The 8,680-nt window shown below is 63.3% G+C and carries 7 protein-coding genes; 1 reads left to right on the forward strand and 6 read right to left on the reverse strand.

Annotated elements, in window-relative coordinates; all coding sequences use genetic code 11:
- Positions 1-60: 60 nt before the first annotated feature.
- Positions 61-1,842 (reverse strand): 1-deoxy-D-xylulose-5-phosphate synthase, encoded by a 1,782-nt coding sequence (dxs, locus tag VMA74_RS01625; protein WP_325364164.1) that lies wholly within the window; start codon positions 1,840-1,842, stop codon positions 61-63.
- A 68-nt stretch (positions 1,843-1,910) separates the two neighbouring features.
- The gene (locus VMA74_RS01630; protein WP_325364166.1) at positions 1,911-2,510 is read right to left on the reverse strand and encodes an HNH endonuclease; all 600 of its coding nucleotides are present in this window, start codon (positions 2,508-2,510) and stop codon (positions 1,911-1,913) included.
- 256 nt (positions 2,511-2,766) lie between these two features.
- Between VMA74_RS01630 and VMA74_RS01635 the strand changes: the two genes are divergently transcribed.
- Positions 2,767-3,528 (forward strand): SapC family protein, encoded by a 762-nt coding sequence (locus VMA74_RS01635; protein WP_325364169.1) that lies wholly within the window; start codon positions 2,767-2,769, stop codon positions 3,526-3,528.
- A gap of 255 nt (positions 3,529-3,783) precedes the next feature.
- Here the strand turns inward: VMA74_RS01635 and VMA74_RS01640 are convergent, their stop codons facing one another.
- From VMA74_RS01640 to VMA74_RS01655, 4 genes are all read right to left on the reverse strand, one after another.
- A complete protein-coding gene (locus VMA74_RS01640) occupies positions 3,784-4,233 on the reverse strand; it encodes a cytochrome c (RefSeq protein ID WP_325364171.1) in 450 nt (149 codons plus the stop codon).
- Positions 4,230-5,840, reverse strand: a complete 1,611-nt coding sequence (locus tag VMA74_RS01645; RefSeq protein WP_325364172.1) for a flavin monoamine oxidase family protein — start codon at positions 5,838-5,840, stop codon at positions 4,230-4,232. Before VMA74_RS01645 ends, VMA74_RS01640 begins: the two co-directional genes overlap by 4 nt.
- A gap of 135 nt (positions 5,841-5,975) precedes the next feature.
- Positions 5,976-6,449, reverse strand: coding sequence for a GNAT family N-acetyltransferase (locus VMA74_RS01650; RefSeq protein WP_325364174.1), 474 nt, complete (start codon positions 6,447-6,449; stop codon positions 5,976-5,978).
- Positions 6,450-6,631: 182 nt separating this feature from the next.
- A complete protein-coding gene (locus VMA74_RS01655; RefSeq protein ID WP_325364176.1) occupies positions 6,632-8,593 on the reverse strand; it encodes a CocE/NonD family hydrolase in 1,962 nt (653 codons plus the stop codon).
- Positions 8,594-8,680 lie beyond the last annotated feature (87 nt).

The raw sequence follows: 8,680 nt of genomic DNA on the forward strand, positions 1-8,680 counted from the left end.
GAACCCCCACGCCGCCATGCACACCGCCGCGTTGGGGTTCGGCTACGCCTCACCGTCAACCTAAGCCTGTGCCTCGACGGCCTGCGGAAACCGTCCGCGAATCGCCTTGCGAATACCCGGCAGATCCAGCCCGGCCTCGCTCAGCACCTCCTCGCGGCTGCCATGTTCCAGGTACGCATCCGGCAGGCCCAGATGCAGGATCGGCAGGGTGAGGCCGTGCGCGGCCAGGCGTTCGGCAACTGCCGAACCGGCGCCGCCGGCGATGGCGTTGTCTTCGATGGTGACGAAGGCTTCGTGGCTGCTGGCCAGTTCGCGCAGCAAGGTTTCGTCCAGCGGCTTCACGAAGCGCATGTTGACCAGGGTGGCGTCGATCTCGGCGGCGATGTCGGTGGCGGGCGCGAGCATGGCGCCGAAACTCAATATCGCCAGGCGACGGCCGCGGCGGCGCAGCTCCGCCTTGCCGATCGGCAGCGTATCCAGTGTCTTGCGCACCGCTACGCCGGGGCCGCCGCCACGCGGATAGCGGATTGCGGCGGGACCGGGATGGCGGAAGCCGGTGCTCAGCATCAGGCGGCACTCGTCCTCGTCGGCCGGCGCCATGATCAGCAGGTTGGGCAGGCAGCGCAGAAAGCTCAGGTCGAAGCTGCCCGCATGCGTGGCGCCGTCCGGCCCGACCACGCCAGCGCGGTCGATGGCGAAGGTGACATCCAGGTTCTGCAGCGCGACGTCGTGAATGGCCTGGTCGTAGGCGCGCTGCAGAAAGGTGGAGTAGATCGCCACCACCGGCTTGACGCCTTCGCAGGCCATGCCGGCGGCGAGCGTGACTGCGTGCTGCTCGGCAATCGCCACGTCGAAGTAGCGCTCGGGGTAGGCTTGGGAAAAACGCACCAGTCCCGAGCCTTCGCGCATGGCGGGGGTGATGCCGAACAGGCGCTCGTCCGCGGCGGCCATGTCACACAGCCAGTCGCTGAAGACGTCGCTGTAGCTCAGCTTGCCGGGGCCGGCTTTCTTTACCACGCCCGCCAGCGGATCGAACGGGCCGACCGCGTGGTACTCGATCTGCGCCCGCTCGGCCGGCGCGTAGCCCTTGCCCTTGGTAGTGATCACGTGCAGCAACTGGGGGCCTTTGGCGTCTTTCAACGTACGCAGCACTTCCAGCAACTTCGGCACGTCGTGGCCATCGATGGGGCCGGTGTAATGGAAGCCCAGTTCCTCGAACATGGTGCTGGGCACGGCCACGCTGTCGTCGCGTTTTTCCAGCCGCTTGGCGAGGCCGCCCACGTTTTCGCTGATCGACATGCCGTTGTCGTTGAGCACCACCAGCAGGTTCGCGCTGAGGTCGCCGGCGTGGTCGAGTGCTTCGAATGCCATGCCGGCGGTCATCGCGCCATCGCCGATCACCGCTACGAACTTGCGCGTCTCGCCCTTGTGCTGCGCGGCGATCGCCATGCCCAATGCGGCTGAAATCGACGTAGAGGAGTGGCCCACGCCGAAGGCGTCGTATGCGCTTTCCTCGCGACGCGGGAACGGCGCCAGGCCACCTTTTTTCTTGATGGTGGTGATGCGGTCGCGGCGGCCGGTGAGGATCTTGTGCGGATAGCACTGGTGGCCGACATCCCAGATCAGCCGGTCGTGCGGGGTGTCGAAGACGTAGTGCAGCGCTACCGTCAACTCCACCACGCCCAGGCCGGCGCCGAAGTGGCCGCCGGAGCTGGCCACCGCTTCGATCAGATAGCCGCGCAGCTCGTCGGCGATGGCGGGGAGCTGCTCATCGGGGAAGCGGCGCAGGTCGGCAGGGGACTGGATGGACGCGAGACGGGGGAAACGGGAGAGCTCGATCATCCCCGTATTGTGCCCCGTTTTTCTCCCGCTCCCCTTTCGGGGAGCGGGCTGGGGCTTGCCGAAAGCTGCTACACCAGCGCCTCGCGCCGATGCCGCGGCAAATGGCTCACCAGAAACTCCATCTGGTCCGCCAGGATGTTGCGGTTGGACAGGATCAGGTGCTCCACCCAGCTCGGCCGGTACGGCACCGCCAGCAGTGGCATGTTGGCTTCCTGTGGCGTGCGGTTGCCTTTCTTCAGGTTGCAGGCCAAGCAGGCGCTGACCACGTTTTCCCATTCGTCGCGACCGCGCTTGGAGATCGGCAGCACGTGGTCGCGGGTCAGCTCGCCGCGCGAGAAGCGCACGCCGCAGTACATGCACAGATAGCGGTCGCGGCTGAATAGGGCGACGTTGGTCAACGCTGGCGCGGGGTCGATGGCGTGGTCGTGGCAGTGACCGCGGCTGGCGACGATCGGGTGCAGCTCGATGCGGCTTTGCCTGCCCAGATGGCGGTTATGGCCGCCATGCACGGTGAGGCAGGGATCACCCAGGGTCCAGGCGACGGCGTCGCGGACGTAAAGGCATACCGCGTCCTGCCAGCTGATCCAGTCAAGAATCCGGCCGGCGGCGTCCAGTGACAGTACCCGGGTCGAATTGAGGTCGGCCCTATGTGGCACTTCCATAAGCATGTGTTTCGTCCTTCACCTTTAGCGAAAGAGCGTCTCTCGATGCAATGGCGCTCGAATTTTCCGCAGCATAGACCAATTTGATTGCAAATCGCATGCAATCGGTAGCGGGTGGCTGACGGAAAGGCGGGGCGAAGTGCCAACTCGCTCCGGAAATCCGGCGCTGATATAGTGGCTGTTCATCCGTAGTCCCGACGCCGGGCTTGGGAGGGGGAGCCGTGGGTGGCGACCCCGGCACGGCGGGGCAGAGGTAAGTAACGTGGCTGAAGTACTTTTCTACGAGCGCCCGGTTCCGCTCAACCGCACCGTACACAAGGATCTGCGCATCAAGGGGCTGCAAAACCTCAAGTTCGCGCACAACGTGCACTCCGTGCCGTTGACCTGCACGGAATTCCCGGTCGCCGCGCGCGACATCCCGATCCTGTTCGCCGGCCCCGACGAGACCAGCGCCGGCCCGATGGCCCTGCTGGGCTTGCGCCAGAACGAAAACCTGTTCCTGGATGGCACCGGCCAGTGGGCGCCGAACGTGTACATCCCGGCCTTCGTGCGCCGCTATCCGTTCGTGCTGGCCGAAAAGCCGCCGGGTGCGGAAGGCGACGACTTCACCGTGTTCCTCGACGAAGCCTATGAAGGCTTCAACAGCGCCGAAGGCGAGCGCCTGTTCAAGGAAGACGGCAGCGAAAGTGACATGCTGAAGAACGCCGTGACCTTCCTCGGCGAATTCCAGCAGCACGTCGCGCGCACCAAGCAGCTGATGGAAGACCTGCACAAGTACGACCTGCTCGAGCCGCGCAACATTCGCCTGGAACGCAACGGCAACGTGATCAACCTCAATGGCCTGTACGTGGTCAGCGAGGAAAAGCTGCGCAAGCTCGATGCCGCAACCACGCACCGTTTCCTCACCGACGGCACCCTGGGTTGGATCTACGCCCACCTCTTGTCGCTGATGAACATCGATCGCGTCGGCCAGCGTCTGGCCCAGCGCGAGGAAGCCGAAGCGGCGAACGCCACCAAGAACTGATCGTTCGAAGCGGCTCGCAAGACACATCATCCCCCGTTCTCCGGAACGGGGGATTTTGTTTGTGCGCCACTTGTATGTCGGAGCAAATCCCAGCCTGCGGGCAATGCTCCGAACTTAAGGACATAGCGTGATCCTTCGTTGGCGGTGAGCGCAGCGAACCCCAACATCGCGATCCATGTGCATGGCGACGTTGGGGTTCGCATACGCTCACCACCAGTATCTACACGACTCGATTCTGGCTTAAGTTCGGAGCATTCACCTTGCGGGTGCCCGGCCACCGGGATGCATCGCGGCCACATCCGCCGCGGTGATGCTGTTGCTGTAGTGATTGCCAAAATGGCTGCGTACGTAATTCACCACCTCGGCGATTTGCGCATCGGTGAGCATGGTGTCCTTGAAGAAATTCTTGCGATCCGGCGGCCGCTCCACGAACGAGGGCATGTCGTGCCGGCCGAACAGGATCACTGCGGCCATGTATTGCGGTGAAACGAGCTTGGGATTGTTTGCCAGCGCGGGATAGCTGCCGGCGCCGCTCGCGCCTTTGGCGTCGGGCATGTGGCAGCCCTGGCAGATAGCGTGGAAGATCGCTTCGCCGTTCGCATGATTGATCGAGTCGTACGTGTAGAGCGCGTGGTCGGGCGATTGCGCCGCGGCGAAGCTCGCCACGGCAAGCCATAGCACGGGGATGAAAAACAACCGTTTCATGCTGTGCCTCCTGCCATCACGCGCTGATGCAGCCGGGTGATCACATCCAGCGCGGAGGTCACCGCGCCTTCCTGCCAGGCCGGCAGATAGGAGGCATGTTCGCCTGCCAACGCGATGCGCCCATCGATCTGGCATAGATTGTCGTAGTGCTGCGCGCGCAGTTCGTCGGTCCAGGTGGCAAAGCAGCCGAGCGTGAACGGCGCGCGATGCCACGCCACCGCGACGCCGTTTTCGAATTCCGTGTTGTATTGCGGATGGATTTGGCTGCCGTATTCCACGGCTCGGCGAACGCGTTCCTCGGGCGACATGGCGGTGAACTGATACGCGTCCAGGCCATACAGATAAGCACCGAGCAGCACGCCTTTGCCCTTGCGATTGAAGTCGTAGTTCGGATAGCTGATGGTGTTGATCGGCAGATCCGTCAGGGTGATGCCGCCGTAGATGTCTTCGTCTTCCTCCCAGAAGCGGCGCTTGAATTGCAGGCCCACTTTCACGGATGCGGCATACGGTACGGCGCCGATCGCCGCGGCCATCGGCGCACTCACGTTGATGGGAATCTGGCTGAGGATGGATAGCGGAATGGTGCAGAGGCACCAGTCTGCGCGTGCTGTTTGCGCGTCGCCCGGATGGCGCGCGTCGTCGTAACTGACTGTGACGCCGTGCGCGTCCTGGTGAATGGCGGTGACTTTGGCGTGGTAGCGGATGACGCCATCCAGTTGGCGCCCGAACGCTTCGCCGATGCGACCCATGCCGTCGGCGGGTTGGAACAAGGTGGTCTGGAATTCGTAGTTCTCGCCGTCGGTGAGGCCCGACCACAGGTGCGAACTGAGCACATCGTGCAGTTGCAGCGGTTGCGAATCCAGTGGCTTGGCCGACAAGCCGCCGCCGGGCTCCTTGTCGTAGCCGCGGCGACGACTGGCGCGTGTGCCGGCGGCGTAGGCGTAGTTTTCGTTCAGCGCGCCCCATTGGCGCAGCGAGTCGAGCAGCACGGCCTGGTCTTCTTTGGTGACCTGCGCGTCGAGCTTGCCCTGCTGCGTAACCTTGGCCAGCAATTCCGCGACGTGTCCGCGGTAGTCTGCGTTGATGGCACGATAGCGCTGCGGCTTGCCGCCGAAGGCTTTGGTGCTGTGCAGATACGCGTTGTAGTTGACCTGCACGAAGGGTTCGAGGGGTATGTTGAGTTTCTTGCAGTAATCGAGCAGGCCGCGATGGTGATAAGGAATGCGCCATGGGCCTGGATTGACGTACAGGCCGCGCTCGAACTGGCAATGCTGGGTGAAGCCGCCCAGTTCGGTGTACGTATCGCCGCCACGCAGTGTCCAGTTCCGGCCGCCGGGGCGTGCGTTGTATTCCAGCACCTGCACTTGGTAGCCGGCCTGGCGCAACTCATACGCCGCCACCATGCCGGCCAATCCTGCGCCCAAGATCAGCACGGACGTGCCGCGCGGCGCAGCTTGCAGCGCGGGCGTGCCCCGGTAGGGTGATGCACCCGCAAAACCCAGTCTGTCCATGGCTGCATACATCGCCGCGCCGCCTGCGCTGAGCCCGATCAGGCGCAGCAAGTCACGGCGCGTCATCGTTTGGTTGCCGTCCTGTTCCCCTTGCATCGCTTGCCCCTTCGTGTTCGAGCTGCCAGCACAGCGTGTCTTGGTCGATGGAGGCAGTGACATAAGGCATGCTTCGACGCATACCATTTCCTTTTCCCCGTTATGGATCAAAGACGGGGAGAGGGAGTAAGGCAGTCAATGCACCGGTTTGGCCATGCGCAGCAGGTCGAGATTGAATCCGGCTGCTTCGTACAGCGCCTTGGCGCGTTCATTGCCGGGAAATACCGCCAGCGTCACCAACTGGCACTGATGCTCGCGCGCCCATTCCTCGGCATGCTCGATCAGCGCCTTGCCCACGCCCTGGCCTTCGTGACGCGGCGAAACGGCAAGGTCGGAGATATGGCAGTTGTGGCGGCCAGTGAAGAAGTCCTGCGTTTTCTGCAGGTGGATGAAGCCCACGCGATCGCCGTCGTCGTTCTCGGCGACGAACACGTAGCTGTTGGAAGGCTGGTCATCCAGATGCCGGCTGAGGTCCTTGCGGATACCTTCGATGCATTCGTGCCGCTTGCGCCAGGCAGGCAGGTTGAAATCCACGAAGCGTGGAACCAGGCCGAGGATGAAGTCGTCGTCATCCTCGGCCAGACGAATAAGAAATGTGCTGTCGCTCATGCGCCGACCGGTCGATAAGGAACGGGTAAGGTCGGTTCTACACCCAATGGGGGCGCGGGTGGAAGCCCCTCGCGGGCGATGGCAACGCGCGCGCGGGGGGAAACCATGCGAACGCCAACATCCGTCGACATAGGCATGGCGATGCTGGGGTTCACGTGCGTTCACCCCAGCCTACAGATTGCTCAGCCACCTATCACCGGCAGCGATATGTAACTCGCCTGATCCCCCGAGTGATAAACCCGCTGCGTCGCCTTCTGATAATCCGCCGGCTTGGCAAAGAAAATATTCGGTACGAAGGTCTGCGGGTTGCGGTCGTACAGCGGAAACCAGCTCGATTGCACCTGCACCATCACGCGGTGGCCGGGCAGGAACACGTGGTTCGCCGTGGGCAGGTCGAAGCGGTAGGCCAGGGGTTGATTGGCGGCGAGCGGCTTGGGGTTGTCGTAGCCTTGGCGATAACGGCCGCGGAAGATATCCATCGACACGGCCAGCTGATAGCCGCCCATTTCCGGCTGCTCGGCTACCTGGTCGGGGTAGACGTCGATCAGCTTCACCACCCAGTCGCTGTCCGTACCGCTGGTCGATGCCACCAGATGCACCACCGGCGTGCCGGCGATGACCAGCGGCTGGGTGAGCGTATCGGAGACATAGGTGAGCACGTCGGTGCGGCCGGAGGCTTCGCGCTGATCGTCCACCAACCATTGCGGCCAGGTGAGTCCGTTGTCGTAGCCGATCGGCTGGATCGGACGGGCGCGGAACGGCACGGGGTGGGCCGGATCGGAGACATACTCGTCGTAGGTGCTACCGTTGCCGGGCGCCCGGAAGCCGAGCTTGTTGTCCGCCTCCAGATACAGTGGGCGGCTCTTGGCGGCGCAGCCTTGTTCGCAGGCCAGCGGCCAATGGCTCAGGCGCTGCCATTGATTGCTGCCGGTTTGATAGGCCGTGACCGGCGCGATGTCCGCCTTGGGTGCGCCGTCCTTCAAGTACTGCGCCAGGAACGGACGCAGGATGTGCTCGCGGAAATACTTGGCCGTGTCGCTGCCGAAGCGGATTGCGCCGAGCGAGCTGCCTTCCTCGATTTCCTGGCCGTGGTGCCAGGGGCCCATCACGAGTTTCACCATGTCGCCGCGGGTGTCCTTCGGCTTGATGGCGCGATACACGGCGAGTGCGCCGTAGATGTCTTCCTGGTCCCACAGGCTGTGCACCAGCATTGTCGGCACTTTCAGCGGCTGCGCGGCGAGTACCTTGTCGACCGCCTGCTCGCTCCAGAACGCATCGTAGGCAGGGTGGGCCGTCACCTTGTTCCAGAAGCCCAGCTGCTCCATGCCGTACTGCTTGCCCATGTTGCCGGCGGATACGTAATGCATGAACAGGTCGTATTCATCGTGGTAGCTGGTCCACCACTTGTAGCTGTTGTCGCGGCTGGCGGTCTGTTCGTAGATGTAAGACATGTTCTGCTGGCGGAAGGCGCCATGATGGAACCAGTCGTCGCCCATCCAGCCGTCCACCATCGGGTTCATCGGTACGGCGACTTTCAGCGCCGGATGCGGGTTCACCAGCGACATCAGCGGTTCGAAGCCGTCGTAGGAAATGCCGATGGTGCCGACCTTGCCGTTTGACTCCGGCACGTTCTTCACCAGCCAGTCGATGGTGTCGTACGTGTCGGTGGCGTCATCGACAGGGGTCGGATTGAGCGGGCCATGCACCGGCCGGTTCATCACGTAATCGCCTTCGGAACCGTATTTGCCGCGAATGTCCTGAATCACGCGGATATAGCCGTCTTCCACGATCACGTCGGTGGCGTTGTCGTAGCCTTCCAGCATCGGGCCAAGGTGGCCGCTCATCACATGATGGGTGAGTTCCTTCGCGTCATATGGCGTGCGCGTAAGTACGATACCGGCGTGATGCGCGCCTTTGGGAATCAGGATCACCGTGTTGAGCTTCACGCCGTCGCGCATCGGAATCTTCACGTCGCGCTCGATGTAGTCGAAGCTCTCGGTGGCCGGCTTGAATTGCGCCGGTGTTTCGCTGGGGTAGTTGGGGTATTGCGGCTTCGGCGTGCCGTCCATGGCCAATGCCGCACCGCTCAGGCTGAGCAGCAGGGTGAGCAGGGCGGGTTTGATGCTGCGTACAGCGATCTTCATGGTGACTCCCCTTTGGATGAGCGGGGGTAGCCTAGCGTTAATCGGCGGAGCTTGGCATGTCGCAGTGCCGAATGCTTCCCTTACCGT

This window comes from Dyella sp., assembly GCF_035508675.1.
Taxonomy (GTDB): domain Bacteria; phylum Pseudomonadota; class Gammaproteobacteria; order Xanthomonadales; family Rhodanobacteraceae; genus Dyella_B.

Excerpts from the sequence above, each read along its gene's own strand:
- dxs (WP_325364164.1), bottom strand. The coding sequence starts at position 1,842 with ATGATCGAGCTCTCCCGTTTCCCCCGTCTCGCGTCCATCCAGTCCCCT.
- VMA74_RS01630 (WP_325364166.1), bottom strand. The coding sequence starts at position 2,510 with ATGCTTATGGAAGTGCCACATAGGGCCGACCTCAATTCGACCCGGGTA.
- VMA74_RS01640 (WP_325364171.1), bottom strand. The coding sequence starts at position 4,233 with ATGAAACGGTTGTTTTTCATCCCCGTGCTATGGCTTGCCGTGGCGAGC.
- VMA74_RS01645 (WP_325364172.1), bottom strand. The coding sequence starts at position 5,840 with ATGCAAGGGGAACAGGACGGCAACCAAACGATGACGCGCCGTGACTTG.
- VMA74_RS01650 (WP_325364174.1), bottom strand. The coding sequence starts at position 6,449 with ATGAGCGACAGCACATTTCTTATTCGTCTGGCCGAGGATGACGACGAC.
- VMA74_RS01655 (WP_325364176.1), bottom strand. The coding sequence starts at position 8,593 with ATGAAGATCGCTGTACGCAGCATCAAACCCGCCCTGCTCACCCTGCTG.